This window comes from Cytobacillus gottheilii (assembly GCF_001636345.1).
In the GTDB taxonomy this organism is placed as follows: domain Bacteria; phylum Bacillota; class Bacilli; order Bacillales; family Cytobacillaceae; genus Cytobacillus; species Cytobacillus gottheilii.
In genome coordinates this window covers 4,421,236-4,441,752 of the sequence record NZ_KV440945.1, presented here as the reverse complement: position 1 = coordinate 4,441,752, position 20,517 = coordinate 4,421,236, and the positions used below count along the sequence as shown (strand labels likewise).

General features: G+C 41.2%; 19 protein-coding genes. 12 read left to right on the top strand and 7 right to left on the bottom strand.

The genetic code is table 11. The annotated features are described in order from the left end of the window. Positions 1-168: 168 nt before the first annotated feature. Entirely contained in the window at positions 169-414 is a 246-nt protein-coding gene (locus A6754_RS23435) for a CysS/YqeB C-terminal domain-containing protein (protein ID WP_442874021.1), read from the top strand. 39 nt (positions 415-453) lie between these two features. On the opposite strand, the gene A6754_RS21510 is transcribed toward A6754_RS23435, so the two are convergent. From A6754_RS21510 to A6754_RS21500, 3 genes are all read right to left on the bottom strand, one after another. Continuing rightward, positions 454-2,031: a Vga family ABC-F type ribosomal protection protein gene (locus A6754_RS21510; RefSeq protein WP_066450835.1), complete on the bottom strand. Its 1,578-nt coding sequence runs from the start codon at positions 2,029-2,031 to the stop codon at positions 454-456. A 333-nt stretch (positions 2,032-2,364) separates the two neighbouring features. After that, entirely contained in the window at positions 2,365-2,721 is a 357-nt protein-coding gene (locus A6754_RS21505) for a hypothetical protein (RefSeq protein ID WP_066450833.1), read from the bottom strand. A 111-nt stretch (positions 2,722-2,832) separates the two neighbouring features. After that, entirely contained in the window at positions 2,833-3,882 is a 1,050-nt protein-coding gene (locus tag A6754_RS21500; RefSeq protein WP_066450823.1) for a lactonase family protein, read from the bottom strand. 312 nt (positions 3,883-4,194) lie between these two features. On the opposite strand from A6754_RS21500, the gene A6754_RS21495 reads away from it, so the two are divergent. Further along, positions 4,195-5,922, top strand: a complete 1,728-nt coding sequence (locus A6754_RS21495; RefSeq protein ID WP_066450820.1) for an ATP-binding protein — start codon at positions 4,195-4,197, stop codon at positions 5,920-5,922. Between the two features lie 70 nt (positions 5,923-5,992). On the opposite strand, the gene modB is transcribed toward A6754_RS21495, so the two are convergent. The 3 genes from modB to A6754_RS21480 all read right to left on the bottom strand — a co-directional run bounded on the left by modB (position 5,993) and on the right by A6754_RS21480 (position 8,488). Then, positions 5,993-6,658 carry a molybdate ABC transporter permease subunit gene (gene modB, locus A6754_RS21490; protein WP_066450817.1) on the bottom strand — a complete coding sequence of 222 codons (666 nt, stop codon included), beginning with the start codon at positions 6,656-6,658 and terminating at the stop codon, positions 5,993-5,995. A gap of 1 nt (position 6,659) precedes the next feature. Continuing rightward, entirely contained in the window at positions 6,660-7,442 is a 783-nt protein-coding gene (gene modA / locus A6754_RS21485; protein ID WP_066451804.1) for a molybdate ABC transporter substrate-binding protein, read from the bottom strand. 224 nt (positions 7,443-7,666) lie between these two features. After that, the gene (locus A6754_RS21480) at positions 7,667-8,488 is read right to left on the bottom strand and encodes a formate/nitrite transporter family protein (protein ID WP_066450814.1); all 822 of its coding nucleotides are present in this window, start codon (positions 8,486-8,488) and stop codon (positions 7,667-7,669) included. Positions 8,489-8,811: 323 nt separating this feature from the next. Between A6754_RS21480 and A6754_RS21475 the strand changes: the two genes are divergently transcribed. Next, entirely contained in the window at positions 8,812-9,657 is an 846-nt protein-coding gene (locus tag A6754_RS21475) for a VOC family protein (RefSeq protein WP_066450811.1), read from the top strand. A gap of 64 nt (positions 9,658-9,721) precedes the next feature. Further along, a complete protein-coding gene (dsdA, locus tag A6754_RS21470) occupies positions 9,722-11,059 on the top strand; it encodes a D-serine ammonia-lyase (protein ID WP_066450809.1) in 1,338 nt (445 codons plus the stop codon). 47 nt (positions 11,060-11,106) lie between these two features. Here dsdA and A6754_RS21465 read toward each other — a convergent pair whose 3' ends face one another. Further along, positions 11,107-11,841, bottom strand: coding sequence for a general stress protein (locus A6754_RS21465; RefSeq protein ID WP_066450807.1), 735 nt, complete (start codon positions 11,839-11,841; stop codon positions 11,107-11,109). 100 nt (positions 11,842-11,941) lie between these two features. Here A6754_RS21465 and A6754_RS21460 point away from each other — a divergent pair, with 100 nt between their 5' ends. The 8 genes from A6754_RS21460 to A6754_RS21425 all read left to right on the top strand — a co-directional run bounded on the left by A6754_RS21460 (position 11,942) and on the right by A6754_RS21425 (position 20,511). Continuing rightward, entirely contained in the window at positions 11,942-13,129 is a 1,188-nt protein-coding gene (locus A6754_RS21460; RefSeq protein ID WP_066450806.1) for an alanyl-tRNA editing protein, read from the top strand. A gap of 143 nt (positions 13,130-13,272) precedes the next feature. Further along, positions 13,273-13,590 (top strand): DUF3870 domain-containing protein, encoded by a 318-nt coding sequence (locus A6754_RS21455; RefSeq protein ID WP_066450803.1) that lies wholly within the window; start codon positions 13,273-13,275, stop codon positions 13,588-13,590. 463 nt (positions 13,591-14,053) lie between these two features. Next, the gene (dppA, locus tag A6754_RS21450) at positions 14,054-14,878 is read left to right on the top strand and encodes a D-aminopeptidase DppA (RefSeq protein WP_066450800.1); all 825 of its coding nucleotides are present in this window, start codon (positions 14,054-14,056) and stop codon (positions 14,876-14,878) included. A gap of 13 nt (positions 14,879-14,891) precedes the next feature. Then, the gene (locus A6754_RS21445) at positions 14,892-15,824 is read left to right on the top strand and encodes an ABC transporter permease (RefSeq protein ID WP_156495836.1); all 933 of its coding nucleotides are present in this window, start codon (positions 14,892-14,894) and stop codon (positions 15,822-15,824) included. Further along, positions 15,824-16,777: an ABC transporter permease gene (locus A6754_RS21440; protein WP_066450797.1), complete on the top strand. Its 954-nt coding sequence runs from the start codon at positions 15,824-15,826 to the stop codon at positions 16,775-16,777. The genes A6754_RS21445 and A6754_RS21440 overlap by 1 nt, the downstream gene beginning before the upstream one ends. Positions 16,778-16,781: 4 nt before the next feature. Continuing rightward, a complete protein-coding gene (locus tag A6754_RS21435; protein ID WP_066450794.1) occupies positions 16,782-17,774 on the top strand; it encodes an ABC transporter ATP-binding protein in 993 nt (330 codons plus the stop codon). 79 nt (positions 17,775-17,853) lie between these two features. Beyond that, positions 17,854-19,482 (top strand): peptide ABC transporter substrate-binding protein, encoded by a 1,629-nt coding sequence (locus tag A6754_RS21430; protein WP_066450793.1) that lies wholly within the window; start codon positions 17,854-17,856, stop codon positions 19,480-19,482. A gap of 87 nt (positions 19,483-19,569) precedes the next feature. Then, positions 19,570-20,511, top strand: a complete 942-nt coding sequence (locus A6754_RS21425; RefSeq protein WP_066450790.1) for a S66 peptidase family protein — start codon at positions 19,570-19,572, stop codon at positions 20,509-20,511. Positions 20,512-20,517 lie beyond the last annotated feature (6 nt).

The following is a 20,517-nucleotide window of genomic DNA, read 5'->3' as shown; positions in this document are numbered from 1 at the left end:
ATTGAGACTGAGTAAGACGGAACTTACTTTTTCTTAAGATTAGAAATGTATGATGAAATGGGTATGAACAGCGATAGCAGATTTCCAAAGTAGGAGCGCCTGGAAAAAAGTCTGCACTCTATAACATGCTGCAGACTTTTACCTCTGCGCTTGTCTTAAGAATATGTTATGTTTCATCACATGATATTTTTACTACTATATCATGAAATTAGAAGAAGTGAATTTTTTAATAGTAATTCTCTTAAATTTGATTCAAATAATAATAGACCCGTATTTTCCGCAGGATGTCAATGCGCTGCTGTCCGCAAATGGGGGAAGCAGAAGAGGGCAAAAGTGCTTCGAAAGGATTTAGCTGAACGGGGAGTGGTTATTCGTGATGAGAATAAACGGCAATATGTGAGAATGATTGGCTAAACAGAAAAAAGCAGCCAAAAGATCGGCTGCTTCTTTTTATCATTTCTTTTTATTTTCCAATTCTCTTTTTTCTCTTAAAAGCTTTTGAAATTCTGCATCAAGCTCAGGTGATGGTTCTATGCTGAGGCGAGATAATATTTCAGATATTTTTGTTCCTAGGACGAGCAGCTGATCTTCGGATGTGTCACGTGAATTCTTTGGTGTGTCATTTTTATAGCTGTCATAATGACCATCATAGATTAAAAGGCTGCCATCCTTTAGTTCAAATATTCTTTGTGCCACTTTAGAAATAAATCGGCGGTCATGCGAGACAAAAATAACAGTGCCTTCGAACTCAGCTAAAAGTGTCTCAAGCGCTTCAACGGCATCAATATCCAGGTAGTTGGTCGGTTCATCTAAAATAAATGTATTCATGTTACTGACAAACGATTTGGCCAATGCAACCTTTACACGTTCTCCGCCGCTCAGCACGCCGGCTAATTTATAAACATCATCTCTGTAAAAGTGAAGGCGAGCTAAAACCGTGCGCACAAATGATTCATCTTGAACAGAGGTCGACTTGACGTTTTCCAGAATGGATTGATTTAAATCAAGCACATCCAGGTTTTGGCTAAAATAGCCGAGTTTAGCTGAAGGAGACACGGTAATTCCATCACTGCCATGAATCAATTTCTTCAAGAGTGTCGTTTTTCCTGCACCGTTCGGTCCAATAATAGCGACTTTATCTCCGCCCTTAATATGAAAGGACTTTTTCGACCAGAGCTTACGTGATCCGAATGCTCCTTCAATGTTTTCGGCTCGGATAATGATTTTATTTTTAAAAGAACGCTCATTAGGAAGAACCATTTTAATCGGTGTCTGCTCCTTTAATTTTTCTACTGTTTCGAGCTTCTCCAGTCGTGTTTCAATGGACTTTGCCGTTTTTTGCATCTTTTTCTGCTTCTTGGCGAAATAGGGCTTTGCTCCTGTAATGCTCGCTTCAGAGAGACTCACATTTTTTGGTTTTTTCGTTGCTCTGTCCGCACGCTTCATTTTTTCCTCTAAAGCATTTTCAAGCTGCCGCTTTTTTTGTATATATTTCTCATAATCACGTTCGTGCTCAAGTCTTTCCAGCTCTTTCTGCTGTACATAGTCAGAGTAGTTCCCTTTATATTCTTTTACCTTTCCATCGCTTACTTCCCAAATTGTTGTGCAAAGGGCGTCAAGGAAGGCGCGGTCATGTGAGACGATGATAAAAGCTCCCTGCCAATGACACAGTAATTTTTCCAGCCATTCGACGTGTGATGTATCCAAATTTGTTGTCGGTTCATCAGCTAATAAAAGTTCAGGATTCTGCAGCATGGCTTCTTTAATATATTCCTGTGTTACTTCGCCACCGCTTTTGGTTGTATCTGTTTTTTTGATTTGCGGCAGAAGAACAGGAGAGGTAAACAAATGGATATCCCCGCTGTCTGGTTTGCGTTTTTCTGCTAATACCTCTAGTAAAGTAGTTTTTCCGCTTCCGTTTTTGCCAACAATGCCGATCCTGTCTTTGCTGTGAAGCTGCAGGTGTTCAACATCAATAATTAACCGATCCTTTATAAAAACCTTTAAATGATTTGCTTCAAGCAATTTCATTCAATCATCCCCATCCCTTCATACTGGAGGAGACAAAAAAGCCTCCTATCCGGATTCAGAATAGGAGGCACAGGTGTACGCCAAAAAAGAGACTGCTCCCTTTTTTCTAACGTTTGCCGAATCAAGCCAATCCTATTCTGAAAACGTTGTTTAAAAGGCAGGACAGAAGAGAGCATAAATATGCCCAGTGTATCCAATAGCCTTATAAACGTGTTTTCGAAAAATAGGATTATAACTTCATGTCAGCAGGTTCACCCTTCCGTTTTTAATTAATTTAACAATACGGGAATGGATATTATTTGTCAATAGACTCATACATGAGAAAATGTCCTGTTATTCAATTCTATATCTTATATATTCATAATGAGAGGTGGGAACACTTTGAATGATTTGGTTGTTATGATCTCGATACACTTCGTATTGCCGATGAGTTTCAACTAAATACCCATCTTCAATTGTTTCACTTTCATATTTTAATTCGATCTCAGGAGTTAATCCGGCCAACGGATCGCTGTCTTCGCTTGCAGAGACAGTGACATCGTCTTCTTCAGAGCTCTCATTAACAACAGGTATTTGCGGATAATCATATTGCTCATTAAATGCTCCATCCTCTATGGAATAAGCAGTTTCATAATAAGCGATGATCAATATGATTGCGGCAGCCCCGAGCAGCGGCATTAAACGTTTCAATGTAGATATCCCCCTTTTTTTATCTTTATAAAATATATGCATGTCCGTTTATGAAAGAACCGAAGCTCCATCAAAAAAAGACACCGTATTAAGGGTGTCTTGTGGGAAACATTATTTTACATGCAAAAACTTCACACAAACAGGATCAGGCACTGCAACATCTTTTTGAAGAAGAGTCAGCTTTCCAGTTTCAGCATCCCGGCTGTAAAGGGAAAGGCTGCTGGAATTTTGATTGCTGGCAACAACGAATTTTTCGCTTGGGTCGAGAACAAAGTCACGCGGCCATTCTCCGTTTGTAGAAGTATGTTCAACAAACGTTAATGTGTTTGTATTTTCATCAATCGCAAAGACAACAATACTGTCATGACCTCGATTGGCCGCGTATACGAAGCGGGTGTCAGAGGACAAATGGATCGCACTGCCTTGATTGTTCTCCGTAAAATCTTGAGGAATCGTTTTAATGGCTTGCAGCTGTGTAAAAGAACCATCCTCAGCATTATAGCTTAGCACAACAACCTCAGAACTAAATTCGGTCATCACATAAGCAATATTGCCATTCGCATGGAAGACAAGATGTCGCGGACCGCTTCCAGGTGTGAATGTGAAGACGGACTTCTTTGATAATTTCCCTTCTTGTACCTCATAGGTGATAAGTTCATCTGTACCAAGGTCTACTGCTGCTGCATATTTTCCGTCAGGTGTCATCCCTGCGTAATGGGTATGTGCCTTCTCTTGTCTGCTGTCAGGGCCAGAACCTTTATGCTCCATAATAGAGCTTACAGGCTGAAGGGAGCCGTCGTTATTTGTTAAGTAAGATTCAACTGTTCCTTTATGGTAGTTTGCTGTCAGAACAAGGTTTAAAGCTTCATCAATGCTCACATGACAAGGAGGTGAACCTGCAGAAGTTTGGCTGTTTATAAGTTGTAAGCTGAGGTCATTCTCATCTATTGAATAAGCAGCTACCCCGCCATCTTCGTTATCTTTAATCACAGAATACAAGTGCCTGTTATCTTCTGAGATCGTTAAGTAAGTCGGATTGCCTAATTCAGCTGCTGCTTCAATATTGTCTAGCTTCTTTAATTCAGTATCCAGGGTGAATTTATATATTCCTTTGCTCTCCCCTTTTGTATATGTACCAATATATCCAGCGTATTTTGCCATCTTTTTAAACCCTCCTATATATAATATGATTTCTTCATTCTATGTTAGCATGTTCAAATTAATTGTGAAAATAATTGTGTTTCCCATCCTAAAGAAGGCAGATTGCACTCTTAATGGTTCAGTGATATAGTTTTTTACAGATTATTGGAATATATGGCATCCACTAGCCTATGCCCTTATGTAAAAAAATGATTAAAATAGGGGGTGATTCCCCGATTTATGTCACTAACATAGTAGAATAGAATGATCTTAACCTGAAGCCAAATTTAAAAAGCGTACCAAGGCGCACATATTACTGAAAGGAGGAGTATAGTGGAGTTTATCTTACTTTTACTTGTTTCAGCCATTCCATTAATCATTTCCATTGCCGTGCTTTTTACACCAAAAACACATATAACGATTGCGATGGCTGTGTTTCTCTTTCTGCTTTCTTCCTGGCAAATGGATGTTTCGATCCTGTATGCGAACGGTGTATTATCATTAGAAACCATTGATCTGCTTTTTCGTATTCTTAGAGGCGGATCGATCTTTCTCATGCCAATGATGTATTATTTCTGTTATCATCTTGTCCAAGAAACACCTTCCTTAAGTCATATGAAGGGTTTTTGTAATAAATCGATCTTATATATAATGATTGGATTTAGTACAATCGTTTATCTCTTTAATTTTACAGAAGCCGGCATTGAAACATATAATTTGGTTCATGCTGAAGGGATCTCCCCTTCGCATTGGTTGCCTGTGTATGGGCCCTTAAATAGTTTGTTTATCATCAATACTTTTTTCATATTTATTAATACTTCAATACTTTCAATCCTATCACTGCAAATAAAGATTAAAATCTATAGAAACTTTTATTTAAAATTGATGATAGCGGCTATGTTTATTTTGTTTAATGGAATTATGAGTGGTTTTTCATTTTTTCCTTTGTTTTTCTCCAGTTTTAATTCGATTATTGCAGCGATCATTTTATTTTTCGGTTTCTTTCAAATGCAATCATCTAAAATTCATTCAATGAACAAAGAACTGATCCGCCAAAGTGATTTGCTGGAAGCGATTATGAATATTAATCCTAATTATTTGCTTGTTACGAGCGGGAAAAATAACATTGTTAAAGTAAATGACTCTTTCTGCGAACTTTTCAGCTTTAAAGTGAACGATTTAATAGGGTTTAAGTTTTCAGATTTTCCAGAGGTTAAAGAAATACTGGATTTAAATCCTGAACAGCCTAGTAAACATATGGATGCAAAAGGGAGGATCAGGTATATAAGCTGGGGCACAAGAGAGCTTCAGCAAAGTAAAACAGAAATCTATCAGATCTACTTTGGAATTGATATTACCGAACAGAAACGTCACGAACAAGTATTATTATCATCAGAAAAATTAAAAGTTATAGGAGAAATGGCCGCTAGCGTTGCCCATGAAATTCGCAATCCATTAACGACGATAAGAGGTTTTATTCAATTAATAAAGGAAAATAATTCTGACTCGAATTATGAAAATATTCTTCTGGATGAAATTGATCGTATTAATGAGGTGTTAAAGGAATTGCTTATCTTAAGCAAGCCAGAGGCTCGCGAACAGGGACAAGCTGGGGAGATTGAAGTATATGTCAGAGATGAAATCCGCAGCATCCATATGCTTTTTCACGCTCTTGCTTTGGAGCAAAATAAAAACATCTATATTGATGACCGGCTCAAACAAGATTGCTATATTAAAATAGATAAATCTCATTTTAAACAAGTCATCATCAATATTTTAAAGAATAGCCTGGAGGCAATTTCTAAAGGCGGCAAGATTAAAATGATCATGGATGAACGGGATGGAAAAGTGCGGATTCGGATTATTGATAATGGAGAAGGAATCAATAAACAAAGGCTGTCCAGAATTGGTGAGCCTTACTATACGAGCAAGGAAAAGGGTACAGGCATTGGCCTTACAATCTGTTTTAAGCTTATGAAAGAGAACAGCGGGGAAATGACGGTGAAAAGCAAAGAAGGCTGTGGAACTTCTGTTACAATCCTGCTTCCATCCCATAAATAAATTTTTGTAAAATAAAATCTGCTGCAGATGAAAGCATTAAAAAGAACATGTCTGATCACTATTAGAGGGGTCAGACATGTTCTTTTTTTAACAGGTGAATAAACAAAAGCATGATAAATGACAGACCAACCATGCAGGCGACCCAAAGATAAGCCGTTTGCATATTGCCCGCATCAATCGCTAAATAGATGGCTGTCGATGTCGTCTGTGTTTTTCCGGGGATATTTCCTGCAAACATAAGTGTTGCCCCAAATTCACCCAGAGCTCTGGCAAAACTTAATATCGCACCTGTCATAAGCGCTTTACTGGCAAGGGGAACGGAAACATTAAAGAAAAGACGGAATTCACCAGCTCCATCTACTCTTGCAGCTCCCTCAATATCAGAATCAATCCCCTCAAATCCAGCTTTTGCTGATTGATACATAAGAGGAAACGAAACCACAACCGCCGAGATCACCGCAGCCCACCATGTGAAAATAAGAGGCTGATCAAACAAAAACTCAATAAATTGCCCTGCCGGACTATTTCGCCCGAAAAACAAGATCAGCAAAAAGCCGATGACAGTTGGCGGAAGAACAAGCGGCAATAGAAAAAGAGTTTCGATGACAATCTGACCTTTAAATCTTTTTCGGGCTAAAACCTTTGCAAATATCGTCCCTAAGATGATAACAATCACACTGGAAACGGCAGCAATTTCAATGGATAGCCTGACTGGTGACCAAAAATCGATAGACATATTAATTCAAACCTTTAAATCCATATTTTTTAAAAATCGCCATGGCTTTCTCGCTTTGGAGATAGTCGTAGAATAATTTAGCTTCTTCTTGATGATCCGATTCGTTTAAAATGCCAACAGGATATATGATATCTTCGTGTGTGCCTTCAGGAGCAGAAGCAATTACTTCAACATCTTCAGAAACAGACGCGTCAGTACGATACACAATCCCAGCATCTACATTCCCTGATTCCACATAGGTTAGGACTTGCCGAACATCCTTTGCGTAGATGATATTTCCTTCTATTTTGTCCCATATGCCCATATTTGTTAAAGCCTCCTGCGCATACTTGCCGGCGGGCACCGATTCAGGAGTACCAATTGATATCGTATCTAATGACATGATATCCTCGAACCTGCTGACATTAGAGGCAGCATCTTTAGAAACGATCAGTGCTAAATCATTGCCAATCAGGTTCTTCCCCTCTTCAATCAGTCCCTCATCAGCAAGTATCTGGTACTTGTCCATTGCTGCAGAAAAAAACAGGTCTGCTGGTGCACCTTGAGAAATTTGCTGCTGTAGTGAACCTGAGCCGCCAAAATTAAAAGTGACCGTAATAGCAGAATGGTCCTTCTCAAATTCTGTTTTCACGTCATTTAAAGCATTTTGTAGGCTGGCGGCTGCCGAAATCGTCAACTCTGCTTCTGCTTGCTCTTGATCACTGCCTTGTTGATTCCCGGAACAAGCTGCTGCAAAGAAACAGGATAACAAAACAACCGCAAACAATCCGATCCTTTTTCTCATCGCTGTCTTTCCCTTCACTAACATTCATTATTACCACCCATTATAACGTATTTGCTTAACGAGGGGGACGGTTCTTGATGCTCCTTGTGAATCAATTCCTCTTCGTTTGTGTCAATTTAAAGAAGGTATAGGCAATTTAAAAGCCGATTCCACTTTTATTCGGGAACCGGCTCTTAATAAAATGAAGATGTTATTCTTCTGCTGACTCTAACTAAGCAAATGATTCATGAAGCATCATGCTGTTTGATTCTCTCTGTATGACGAACCTGCAAAGGCTCTCTTTTTGATTTATAGGCCATCCAATACGCAAAGCCGATAAAGATTGAGCCGCCTACTGCATTGCCTAAATAAACAGGGATGAAATTTTCGATATAGATTGCCCATGAAAGGTGTCCGGCAAAAATGGCAGCTGGAATGACAAACATGTTAGCAACGACATGCTGGAATCCAATCGCAACAAAGGCCATGGTCGGAAACCAGATTCCAAGTATTTTACCTGTTGTGTCTTTGGCGCCATAAGATAGCCAAACGGCAGCCGCCACTAGCCAGTTGCAGCCGATTCCGGAGATAAAAGCAGGCAGGAACGAGGCCTCTACTTTATGTTCAGCAATGCTAACCGTTTTTTCAAGGAATACGCCGCTCTCTGTCAGCCCGGCAATATGACCGAAAAAGTAAGCCACGAACAATGCGCCAGCGAAATTGCTGACAGTCACTAGTCCCCAGTTCTTTGCAACAGAAGCGAGTGATACTTTCTTTGCCATATTAGCGAGAGGAAGAACCATCATATTTCCGGTGAGCAGCTCACCGCCGGCAATTAATGTTAGGATCAGACCAATTGGAAAGAGAGCGGCACCCAAAAATGAGCTGATTCCTGCTAGTTCGCCGGCTAATGGTGCAGTCACACGGATATAAAGCAGATAGCCCAGCGCGATGAATGCGCCAGCTTGAAATCCCAAAATCAGTGTTCTTATAATGGGGTAATCTGCTTTTTTCACACCCATATCAACCGAATAACTTGCAATTTCATCTGGTTTATAAAAAGACATATCGGAAAACCTCCGGTAATAAGTAAAATGCTGTGAAGTACATCACATATACCTATATTTTAATACAAAGATTTCCAAAATGATGTGAACGTTTTAGCACTGTTTGTAAAACGCTTACATTTAAAACTATATGGGCAGAGTAAACATAGGATTTCTTATTAAAGTGCAATAGACAAGAAACATTTGTGAGTGTATAAAGCAGTATAGTTATATTTATCACAGGAAAAATCATACTTGGGTTCCAGAGGCTGTATATTGACATTTGTTAATTTCGAAAATATAATAACTTACATAAAGTAAGTATATGATAAGGAGAAAATAATATGAAATTTCACGAGGCTCCACATGTTTATGTTAGCCAAGTTCAATTAAAGGTTCAGGATTTGCAAAGATCACTGGCATTCTATCAGGACATTTTAGGTTTAAAAGTTATAGAGAAATCGGAGGAAATCGTTCGTTTGTCTGCTGATGGTAAGACAGGGCTTATTACATTAACTCAGCCAAGCACCATTTCCCCAAAGCAAAACAGAACAACAGGTTTATATCACTTTGCACTCCTTCTTCCAGAGCGCAGAGACCTGGCAGCCGTTATTCGTCATTTAATCAGTACGGGCTATCCGCTGCAAGGGGCATCTGATCATCTAGTGAGTGAAGCCCTTTACCTGGCTGATCCTGATGGAAATGGAATTGAAATTTACCGTGATCGCTCATCAGAAGGCTGGGAGTGGAAAGATGGCGAGGTTGTCATGGCAACAAATGCCATGGATGTAGAAGGTGTTTTATCAGAATGGGATGGAGCATCTTGGAGCGGTCTGCCCGCTGGAACGATCATGGGGCATATCCATCTGCACGTTTCAGAATTCCATAAGACTAAAGAGTTCTATTTAGAAGGTCTTGGATTTGAAACGGTTTGCACTTATGGAGGGCAGGCACTTTTCATTTCAACTGGTGGATATCATCACCATATCGGGTTAAATACTTGGAATGGGATTGGAGCTCCAGCTCCGCTTGAAGATCATGCCGGAATGGAATCTTTTACACTCGTATTCCCGAATGAAGAGGAACGGCAAGCCGCTGTTAAGAGGCTAAATATGCTTGGAGCAGCCGTAGCTGAAATGGATGGGCAGTATACTGTAAAAGACCCTTCTGGCACAAAAATGAACTTTTAACCTTGCCCGAACCCGCTTTCTCATTGTATGTTAGTAGCAAAATGAGCGCCGCGGAGGGGAAAATATGGATGACATCACTATTGCTGATCTTGAAAGTAAGTATCCACTGATAAAGGATTTACGTGTGTATAGAGAAACAGCTTGGGAGAACCTCAATTATCGAAACGAGCTGCCGGAAGATCTTGGGCTGGCGGATATTGAGGACGCAGAAAAAAGGTTACAAAGGTTTGCTCCATTTATAGAAAAGGTTTTTCCAGACAGCAGAGAGAGCGGAGGCATAATAGAGTCTCCTCTTATTAAGGTGGAAAAAATGGCGAATGAATTGGCTGATTCATTTGGCATAAAGCTATCAGGTGAGCTGCTATTAAAATGTGACAGTCATTTGCCGATTTCTGGTTCGATAAAAGCTCGGGGCGGCATTTACGAGGTGCTGAAGCATGCGGAAGATCTTGCACTTAAGCATCAATTGCTAAACCAACATGACAATTATGAGGTATTTGCAAGTGCAGCTTTTAGACAATTTTTTTCACAGTATAGCATTGCCGTTGGATCTACCGGAAATTTAGGACTGAGTATTGGAATTATGGGAGCAGAGCTGGGCTTTAATGTATATGTTCATATGTCAGCTGATGCGAAGCAATGGAAAAAGGATTTGCTGCGGACAAAAGGTGCCAGCGTTATTGAGCATAGTGGTGATTTCAGTGAAGCGGTCGCTACAGGACGGGCACAGGCGGAGCGAGATGATCATATGTACTTTGTTGATGACGAAGATTCCAAGCATCTATTTCTTGGATATGCAACTGCTGCACTTCGGCTGAAAAAACAGCTGGATCACCAAGGGATTGCTGTTGACCATGAGCACCCTCTTTTGGTTTATCTTCCATGTGGAGTAGGGGGAGGACCTGGTGGTGTTACTTTTGGACTGAAAAAAGTTTTCGGCGAGCATGCACACTGCTTTTTTGTAGAACCAGTTCATTCTCCCTGCATGCTTCTCGGTTTATTGACAGGACTTGACGATCACATTTCTGTACAGGATATTGGTCTTGATAATAAAACGGCAGCAGACGGACTTGCTGTCGGGCGGCCATCCGGCTTAGTGGCACGAGCAATCAAATATGCTGTCAGCGGCATCTTTACGGTATCAGATGACAGGCTATTTGCTCTCCTATACCAGTTGGCGAAGCATGAGAATTTTTATCTGGAACCATCAGCATTGGCAGGGTTTAGTGGTTACCTCCAATTGCAGGAAAACGACTCGTACTTCAGAAAGCAGTGCATGCAGCATGTTATGCAGAACGCAACACATATTGTATGGGCAACAGGCGGTTCTATGGTGCCGGAGCGTGAAAAACAGGAATATTATTTAACTGGGAAGCAGGTTTATGATAAGGGGTATAAGTAACAAAAAGGCTTGGAATGAGTTAATCATTCCAAGCCTTTTTACTATACTTAATCTTTAAATGGATTATCTTCTCGTGCATTAAACTTTTGCAGTCTTCCATCCCTTGTCCCAATTTCATCAGCATATCCGCTAGGGTAGTTTTCTGGATCAGCGTTCATTTTTTCATTTAAAGGACGGTTAGGATCAATATTTACATCTGGTACTGGAGCTGTTGGGTCATCTGGTGCATAGCTTCTATTATCCAATTCTCCTGGATTTAATGGATCCTCATCAGCTCTGCGTGCAGATAGATCCGAGTTTGAATCATTGCGCAAATTATAGCCAGTATTGAGATCATCTGTTTCTGAATGTGGTTCAACAATAACAAGGATATTTCCTTCTTTCACATCACTTTCATAACGATTTGCCTCATCTTCTGGAATACCCATGCCAATTAAGGCTCCAGCAATAGAACCAGCTCCTGCACCGACAGCAGCTCCAGCTAAAGCGGTTGCTATTGGTCCTGCTGCAACAATCGGTCCAATTCCCGGAATCGCCAGGGCACCGACCCCAGCCAGAATACCGGTTAGTCCTCCTAATACGCCTCCTGTAGCTGCGCCAGTTGCTAAACCTTGTTCAGCCTTTGTTCCTGTTTCTTTCGTTACTTCATCCAAGTTAGCTCTGTTGCGGCTGATTACAGAAATATCTTCCGAGCGATAGCCATCTGCTCTTAAGCGTTCTACTGCATCAATCGCCTCTCGTTCAGTTTTATATGATCCAACTACTTTTTTATTCGTTGACATATTTTATAACCTCCTTGGGCTTGTATATAATGTACATACCCCCTGTGTATAAGAAATAGGCAGGTAAAATTTACCGAAATGTTTGGGAAAGGAAGATTTGATGGAAAAGCTTTATTATCAGGATCCGTATATAAAAGAATTCAAAGCACAGTTATTACACCAAAATACTGATGAACAAGGTAATTTATATGCTGTTCTTAATCAAACAGCATTTTATCCGACGGGTGGCGGCCAGCCGCATGATACGGGAGTGCTAAATGGTGTAGAGGTTGTGGCGGTAGAAGAAGTGGAAGGTGAGATACGCCATTATATAAAAATGCCATTGCCGCAAGGAGAGATAGAGGGAAAGATTGATTGGTCCCGCCGGCTGGATCATATGCAGCAGCATACTGGACAGCATATTTTATCTGCAGCATTTGCAGAGCTTTTTAACTACCAGACGGTAAGTTTTCATCTTGGCAAGGATATCTGCACCATTGACATTCATACAAATGCTCTAGGGGAGGATGAGGCTTCAGCTGCAGAGGCTCTTGCAAATGAAATTGTGTTTGAAAATCGGACAATAGAGACGAAGTGGATCAGTGCCGCAGAGATTACTCAATATCCGCTCCGCAAGCTGCCGTCTGTAACGGAAAATATTCGCCTTGTCATTATTCCAGATTTTGATTATAACGGCTGTGGCGGTACCCATCCCTCATCAACTGGACAAGTATCTTCTATTAAAATATTGGATTGGGAAAAACAAAAACAAAATATTCGAGTTCAATTTGTATGCGGAAATCGTGTACTAAAACAGCTTCATGAAAAGCATAAGGTAATGAAGCAGCTGACAGCCGCATTAAATGCGCCGCAGGAAATTGTTGCAGATGCTGCAATGCGTATAATCCAAGATGCTAAAATACTGGAGAAGAATGTGGAGAATAAAAATGAGCAATTATTATCCTTTGAAGCGAAGGAATTGCTGATTCAGCATAAAACCGAGGATAACGTACAAGCTGTTTTTAACAATCGCTCCATTAAAGAATTACAAACATTAGCACGTAAAATAACAGAGCTAGCAGATGACTCGGTGGTTATTTTGGTTAATGAGCTGGAGGATAAGCTTCAGTTTGTTTGTGCAAGCGGAAACGGCTCCGATGCCAATATGAAGAAGCTTGCAAATGAATTGCTGAGCAGCATCAATGGCAAAGGTGGAGGAAGTGAATCTTTTGCGCAAGGCGGAGGTCCAAAGGGCATGTCTGGTGAAGAATTACTTCAAAAAGCGAGACAGATATTATTAGTTAATTGATAAAATATTTAGAAAAATCTATCAAAAGCATTGTCAAAGCGAAATATGTGTATTACAATTCTGTTATAGGTCATGCATTATAATGAATGTTTATGCTATCGCATAAATACCTCATATAATATCCGTGATCAGGAGGAGTAACGATGTTCCCAGACAATTCAATTTACATAGTTGGAGAAAGCAAGACATCCACTAATAATGCAATTACACAGCAATATAACGGTTTTTTTATTGCTCTTGTTGTCAATCGGGACAGTGGTGAAATTTTGGATGCTGAGTGTACTTCTACAATCGACATCACATCCAACTTTGTGAAAGCGATGTTTACATCCAAAAACATTACAGATCTCGACTTTTTATTAGAGCAAATTGAATCTAGGTATTTTGGCTCGTCCCAAAAAGCGCTCATGGTTGCATTTAAGAATGCAAATATTAAATACTTGCAAATAACGAATAAATAGCTGCTTCTTCTGCTTATACAGATGAAATCCAGCTGTCAGAGGAAATAGATATCCACTCTGGCAGCTGGATTTTTTTGGTCTCTGTCTGCGTCTAACGACTTGCCAATCGGCGAGTTTTCTTTACACTTCCTTTGGGATCACCGAGGACGAAGGAGTAGATTCGACGCAGTGCCTCGTTGGGAAGGAAGTATAAGTGTAACTAGGCCTCTGTCTGCGCCTCTGTCTGCGCCTTACGGCTTGCCAATCGGCAAGTTTTCTTTTCACATTCCTTGGAGGATCACTGAGGACAGGGAAGAAAAATCGACGCAGTGCCTCAGTGGGAAGGAAGTATAAGAGCAACTACGCCTCTGTCTGCGTCTGCGACTTGCCAATCGGCGAGTTTTCTTTATATTCATTGGGTTTTTGTCATATAATCTAACAATTTATGAAATGGGTTTTGTAGAGAGAGAAGGGGGTTTTGGTTTTGAAGTTTTATATTTCAGTAGATATGGAAGGCATTACGGGTTTGGCGGATTATACGCATGTGGATTCATCCCGGCATAATTACGAGCGCGGGCGGATTTTAATGACAGATGAAGCAAATTATGTGGTAACTGAAGCGTTTCAGCAAGGCTGTACAGAGGTGCTGGTGAATGACAGTCATTCGAAGATGAATAACCTGCTGATTGAAAGACTGCACCCGGAAGCAACTGTGAATGTGGGTGATGTAAAACCTTTTTCAATGGTACAAGGTTTGGATTCCTCATTTAGCGGAGCTGCCTTTGTGGGATACCATGCACGGGCATCGATGAAAGGTGCGATGTCTCATTCAATGATTTTTGGTGTGAGGCATATGTACATAAACGATATGGCCATTGGAGAAATGGGCTTTAATGCTCTAGTGGCAGGTTATCATGGGGTTCCGGTCCTCTTAGTAGCAGGAGATGACCAGGCGGCATTAGAAGCAGAGAAGCTCATTCCAAATGTCACTACCGCCATCGTCAAAAAAACAATCTCCAGATCAGCGGTTCAATCGCTCACACCGACAAAAGCAGGTGAACTGTTAAGGGAAAAAACAAAAGAAGCTTTAGCAAATAGGGAAAATGTAAAGCCGCTTGTACCTCCTTCCAACCCAGTTCTTCGCATTGAATTTGCCAATTACGGGCAAGCCGAATGGGCAGCATTAATGCCTGGTACGGAAATTGAAGAAGGAACAACCATTGTTAAATTTCAAGCAAAGGACATTCTTGAAGCCTATCGTGCCATGCTCGTTATGACAGAGCTAGCGATGCAAACATCATTCTGTTAGGAGGGATCGGGATTTGGCCAAGTATATACTAAAACGTCTCATCGCTATGGTTATTACACTTTGGTTCATTATTACATTGACGTTCTTTTTAATGCACTCCATTCCTGGTTCGCCTTTCAATGAGGAACGTGCAACAAGTGAAGCTGTTCAGGAAAATCTTGAGAAATTCTATCAGCTGGACCAGCCATTAATTGTTCAATATGGAAACTACCTCAAATCGGTGGTGACGTTTGACTTTGGTCCTTCAATAAAGAAATCATCACAGACCGTTAATGAGATGTTAGGCAGAGGGTTTCCGATTTCCTTTGAGCTTGGCATTATCACACTGATAGTTGCTGTAATATCAGGGATTACGCTTGGTGTCATTGCTGCTCTCCGCCACAACGGCTTTATCGATTATTTGGCGATGACGATTGCTGTTTTGGGTATATCCATCCCAAACTTTGTATTGGCGACAATGCTCATTCAGCAGCTTGCTGTCAATTTTCCGATCTTTCCAGTGGCAACCTGGTCAAGCACGATGCATATGGTACTGCCTACATTCGCCTTAGCAACAGGACCGATGGCGATCATCGCCCGCTTAACCAGATCGAGTATGCTGGAAGTTTTAACACAGGATTATATTCGAACAGCTAAAGCAAAAGGATTATCGCCAGTGAAAATCATTTTTAAGCATGCGTTAAGGAATGCGTTGCTTCCGGTGGTAACCATTCTCGGATCACTTGCAGCAAGTATTTTAACTGGAACCTTTGTCATTGAAAAAATCTTTGCCATCCCTGGAATGGGCAAGTATTTTGTCGAAAGCATTAACCAGCGTGACTACCCTGTGATTATGGGGACCACTGTCTTTTATAGCTCGATTCTGATCATCATGCTTTTCTTAGTCGATATTGCTTACGGCATTCTTGATCCGCGCATTAAGCTGCATAAAAAGGAGGGGATTTGATGGAATTGCGGAAGCAGCAAGATCCAAACATAGCACATGAAATTCCCGATGAATGGTTTACACCCAAAAATAAGGATGAAAGAGCAGCGGAAGCAGTCGTCCGTCCTAGTCTCTCTTATTGGAAAGATGCATGGCGCAGATTGCTGAAAAACAAGCTGGCTATGGCAGGGAGCTTATTTTTAGTACTGTTAGCGATTATGGCCATTATTGGGCCGATGATTTCTCCGCATGGTGTCTCACAGGGGAATTTAGTAAATCAAAATCTTCCGCCTTCATCTGAATACTGGTTTGGAACAGATGAGCTTGGCCGCGATATTTTTGCGAGAACATGGTATGGAGCAAGGATCTCCCTTTTCGTTGGAATTGTTGCTGCTTTAATTGATTTTATAATAGGCGTTATTTATGGAGGTGTTTCCGGCTATAAAGGCGGAAGAACCGATCATCTTATGATGCGCTTTATAGAAGTCTTATATGGCTTGCCATATTTGCTTGTTGTCATTCTCATTAGTGTAGTCATGGGGCCAGGCTTGTTCACCATTATTTTCGCTTTGTCTGTTACAGGCTGGGTTGGGATGGCCCGAATTGTCAGGGGACAGGTATTGCAGCTGAAAAATCACGAATTTGTGCTCGCTTCAAAAACATTTGGCACAAAAACGCCGAGAATCATCCGGAAAAACCTGCTTCCAAATACAATGGGCCCCATCATTGTTCAAATGACTTTGACTGTTCCATCCGCCATTTTTGCTGAAGCATTTCTAAGCTTTCTAGGTCTGGGCATACAGCCGCCATTAGCAAGCTGGGGTTCTATGGCGAATGATGGATTGTCCTCCATTTTATCCGGACACTGGTGGCGGTTATTTTTCCCGGCATTATTTATTTCTTTAACCATGTTTTCATTCAATGTGCTTGGTGATGGGCTCCGGGATGCTCTCGATCCAAGGCTGAGGGGGTAGACAGATGGAAAAAACTTTAGAGGTAAAGGATCTTCATGTCGCATTCTCAACCTATGGGGGAGAAATAAAAGCAGTCAGGGGTGTTTCTTTTGATCTGTATAAAGGAGAAACTCTGGCGATTGTTGGAGAATCAGGATGCGGGAAAAGTGTTACTTCTCAAAGTATTATGCGCTTAATTCCAAGTCCTCCAGGAAAAATCACAAATGGGTCCGTTTTATTTAAGGGAAGAGATTTAACAAAGGTGAAGGAATCTGAAATGAGGGAACTTCGCGGCGCTGATATCTCCATGATCTTTCAGGACCCAATGACGGCATTAAACCCAACAATCACCGTTGGGGAGCAAATTATTGAAGCGATTATACAGCATGAAGGTATTTCGCGGAAAAATGCAAAAGAACAAGCATTAGATATGTTAAAACTTGTGGGCATTCCGAATCCGAAGGAAAGACTGAAGCACTATCCTCACCAATTCAGCGGAGGAATGCGACAGAGAATAATGATTGCCATGGCACTCGTCTGTGAGCCAGAAGTGCTGATAGCGGATGAGCCGACGACTGCTCTTGATGTGACCATACAGGCACAGATTCTAGACTTATTTAAGGAAATTCAAGTGAAAACAGGTGTCTCCATTATATTGATTACACATGATTTAGGTGTAGTTGCTCAAGTTGCGGATCGAGTTGCCGTCATGTATGCGGGCAAAATCGTTGAAGCAGGCACACGCAGAGAGATCTTTTACAGCCCGCAGCATCCTTACACAAAAGGGCTGCTCAATTCTGTTCCTCGCCTTGATCTGGAAGATGATGAACTGATTCCAATCATGGGTTCTCCGCCGGATTTATTCGCACCTCCGGCAGGCTGTCCTTTTACAGCCCGCTGTGAACATGCAATGGAGGTGTGCAGCAGAGCTTATCCTTTCCAAACGAGATTGACGGAGGAGCATCATGTGGAATGCTGGCTTCAGGATGAGAGGGCAAAAGCGCTGCTTGCCAGATAGCTGAGATAGCTTCTTTCACGCAAAGTGAGAGTTCTATATAAGGAAAATAAAAAATAATAGCAAATAAGGGGGAAAAAGAATGAAAAAGCTGTTGTCTTTATTTTTGATGGGTTTGTTGGTATTTGTGCTCGCTGCTTGTACGGCCAATGAGAATGCAGGTAATGAAACAGAACAACCTGACGGAGAGGATACCGAAACTGCTGAAAAAGTATTGTACTTAAATAACGGGCAGGAGCCTACATCGTTTGATCCGCCAATTGGTTTTGATTCTGTTTCATGGCAGGCGCTAAATAACTTAATGGAAGGTCTGACGCGTCTTGGGAAGAATCATGAGCCAGAAGCAGCAATTGCTGAAGATTGGGATCTTTCTGATGATGGAAAAACCTATACATTTCATATTCGTGAAAATGCAAAATGGTCGAATGGCGATGATGTAACAGCCGGTGATTTTGTTTTTGCATGGAAAAGACTTTTAAACCCTGAAACGGGTTCACCAGCTGCATTTCTTGGCTACTTTATTGAAGGCGGGGAGGCATTTAATAACGGAGAAGGCTCTGCAGATGATGTAGCAGTGAAGGCTGTTGATGAGAAAACCTTCGAAGTGACGCTAATCAGTCCGCAAGAATATTTCTTAAGCGTTATTACAAACCCGGCATTTTTCCCGGTAAATGAAAAGGTAGCTGCTGAAAATCCAGAATGGTTCTCAGAAGCAGAAACGTTTGTAGGAAACGGGCCTTTCAATTTAGCAGAGTGGGAGCATGACAGCCACTTCTTAATGGAGAAAAATGACCAATACTGGGATGCGGAAAATGTAAAGCTTGATAAAGTACATTGGGCAATGGTTGATGATACGAACACAGAATATCAGATGTTCCAGGCTGGTGACCTTGATACATCAGATGTGCCGGCAGATTTAAGTGAGCAGCTTTTTGGTGAAGGAAAGGTTGAAGTTGTCGATCAGGCGGGAGATTATTTCTATCGCTTTAATGTAACGAAGGAACCTTTCCAAAATGAAAATATTCGTAAAGCATTTGCGATGGCAGTTGACCAACAGCAAATCGTTGATTTCGTGACAAAAGGACAGGAAAAGCCAGCTTATGGATTTGTTTCTTATGGATTTACAGATCCTTCCGGCAACGACTTCCGTGAAACAGCTGGAGACCTTGTGAAGACAGATGCAGAAGAAGCGAAAAAGCTTCTTGCACAAGGAATGGAAGAGGAAGGCTATGACACGCTTCCAGAAGTAACACTGACATATAGCACAAGTGATGCGCATAAAAAGATAGCAGAGACACTTCAGCAGATGTTTAAAGATAATCTTGGCGTAGAAGTTCAGCTGGCGAATATGGAATGGAATGTTTTTGCAGAGGAACAATCTGCATTGAAATTCCAGCTTTCACGCAGTTCATTCCTTGCTGATTATGCAGATCCAATCAATTTCCTTGAAAACTTCCAAACAGGACATTCAATGAACCGAACAGGCTGGTCAAACGCCGAATATGATCAGCTTATCCAAAATGCAAAAAATGAATCAGATGAGGCAGCTCGCTATGACATGATGTATGAAGCAGAAAAGATATTAATGGATGAAATGCCAATCATTCCAATACATTTCTATAACCAAGTGTTTATGCAAAATGAGAGTGTGTCTGATATTGTCCGCCATCCAGTTGGCTATATGGAGTTAAAATGGGCAGATAAGAACTAATTGTGAAAGCATTGGTGGGATGTTCTGCTGAACATCCCTCCGTCTGCTTACTGTATTCAAACCTTGCAAATGAGACTAACACAGCGAATGAAGGATGTGACAGCAATGAAAGAAATCAAACCGCAAAGGCTGCAAATAGGAGATACGATTGGGATTATTTCACCTGCCAGTCCTCCTGATGTAAAGAATTTAGAGCGATCTTTTTCTTTTCTGGAGCAGCTCGGACTAAAATATAAAGTCGGAAACCATGTGTATGCTCAGAACGGTTATTTGGCTGGAGAAGATGATGAAAGGCTGAAAGATTTGCAGGAGATGTTCCTGGATCAAGAAGTGAAAGCTATTTTCTGTGCTGGCGGCGGTTATGGCACTGCCAGGATTGCTGCACAAATAGATTATGAGCTTATTAAAAATCATCCTAAGATTTTTTGGGGCTATAGTGATATTACGTTCCTGCATACGGCGATTAGACAAAAGACAGGATTGGTCACTTTTCATGGACCGATGCTTGCATCGGACTTGGGAAAGGAGGATGCAGACGAATTGTCAAAACAATATGTCAGTCAGCTGTTTGAACCGCAGGAGCTTCGTTACCCAGAGCATCTCTCCAAACTGGAAACCATTGTCTCAGGAACCGCGGAGGGTGAATTAATTGGCGGCAATCTTTGTTTATTAACAAGCACACTTGGGACTGCTTTTGAGGTTGATGCAAAAGGTAAGCTGCTGCTGATAGAAGATATTCATGAAGAACCGCGCAATGTCGACCGCATGCTAAACCAGCTGCAGATGGCTGGGAAGCTGGATGATGCCGCTGGATTTATAATAGGCGATTTTAACGACTGTGAACCAAAAAGGGAAGTATCACTTACACTCGACGAAGTGATTGACTACTATATACAAAAAACGAAAAAACCGGCAGTGAAGGGTTTTAAAATTGGCCACTGTTCCCCTCACTTCTCTGTTCCACTTGGAGTGAAGGCAGTTTTACATGCTGAACAAAAGGAATTCATCATTGAAAACGGTGTGATATAAGGGTGG

Coding starts and splice junctions, on each gene's coding strand:
- A6754_RS23435 (WP_442874021.1), top strand. CDS start 169: ATGTTTCATCACATGATATTTTTACTACTATATCATGAAATTAGAAGA.
- A6754_RS21510 (WP_066450835.1), bottom strand. CDS start 2,031: ATGAAATTGCTTGAAGCAAATCATTTAAAGGTTTTTATAAAGGATCGG.
- A6754_RS21500 (WP_066450823.1), bottom strand. CDS start 3,882: ATGGCAAAATACGCTGGATATATTGGTACATATACAAAAGGGGAGAGC.
- modB (WP_066450817.1), bottom strand. CDS start 6,658: ATGTCTATCGATTTTTGGTCACCAGTCAGGCTATCCATTGAAATTGCT.
- modA (WP_066451804.1), bottom strand. CDS start 7,442: ATGAGAAAAAGGATCGGATTGTTTGCGGTTGTTTTGTTATCCTGTTTC.
- A6754_RS21480 (WP_066450814.1), bottom strand. CDS start 8,488: ATGTCTTTTTATAAACCAGATGAAATTGCAAGTTATTCGGTTGATATG.
- A6754_RS21475 (WP_066450811.1), top strand. CDS start 8,812: ATGAAATTTCACGAGGCTCCACATGTTTATGTTAGCCAAGTTCAATTA.
- dsdA (WP_066450809.1), top strand. CDS start 9,722: ATGGATGACATCACTATTGCTGATCTTGAAAGTAAGTATCCACTGATA.
- A6754_RS21465 (WP_066450807.1), bottom strand. CDS start 11,841: ATGTCAACGAATAAAAAAGTAGTTGGATCATATAAAACTGAACGAGAG.
- A6754_RS21460 (WP_066450806.1), top strand. CDS start 11,942: ATGGAAAAGCTTTATTATCAGGATCCGTATATAAAAGAATTCAAAGCA.
- A6754_RS21455 (WP_066450803.1), top strand. CDS start 13,273: ATGTTCCCAGACAATTCAATTTACATAGTTGGAGAAAGCAAGACATCC.
- A6754_RS21440 (WP_066450797.1), top strand. CDS start 15,824: ATGGAATTGCGGAAGCAGCAAGATCCAAACATAGCACATGAAATTCCC.
- A6754_RS21435 (WP_066450794.1), top strand. CDS start 16,782: ATGGAAAAAACTTTAGAGGTAAAGGATCTTCATGTCGCATTCTCAACC.
- A6754_RS21430 (WP_066450793.1), top strand. CDS start 17,854: ATGAAAAAGCTGTTGTCTTTATTTTTGATGGGTTTGTTGGTATTTGTG.
- A6754_RS21425 (WP_066450790.1), top strand. CDS start 19,570: ATGAAGGATGTGACAGCAATGAAAGAAATCAAACCGCAAAGGCTGCAA.